We start from the raw sequence: 357 nt of genomic DNA, 5'->3' as shown, positions 1-357 counted from the left end.
CACGTAAGTTCCTTGACCGTGTTTATCGCCTCTTGACTACCAAGGAGCTTGTGGCGGAAAATAGCGGAGCGCTTGATAAAGTTTACAATGAAACTGTGAAGACGGTGACAGAGCATATTGAAGACCTGAAATTCAACACAGCTATCGCCCAGCTCATGATTTTTGTCAACGCAGCCAACAAGGAAGACGAGCTTTATGTTGACTACGCCAAAGGTTTTGTCCAATTGATCGCCCCATTTGCACCACACTTGGCAGAAGAGTTATGGCAAGGTTTGACTAAGTCAGCTGAGTCTATCTCATATGTCGCATGGCCAACATATGACGAAAGTAAGCTGGTAGAAAGCGAAGTGGAAATCG

1 protein-coding gene is annotated in these 357 nt (G+C 45.4%); it reads left to right on the top strand.

Features of this window, described 5'->3' with window-relative positions; translation table 11 throughout:
* Nucleotides 1–357 (top strand): class I tRNA ligase family protein (locus tag C1E99_RS12600; RefSeq protein WP_153060244.1); only part of this gene is annotated, 357 nt, incomplete at both ends.

Origin of the sequence: Streptococcus suis, from assembly GCF_002964045.1 — a bacterium.
Taxonomy (GTDB): Bacteria; Bacillota; Bacilli; order Lactobacillales; family Streptococcaceae; genus Streptococcus; species Streptococcus suis_U.
Note: the sequence above shows the minus strand (reverse complement) of the source record. Positions and strands in the feature narration are given on the sequence as shown.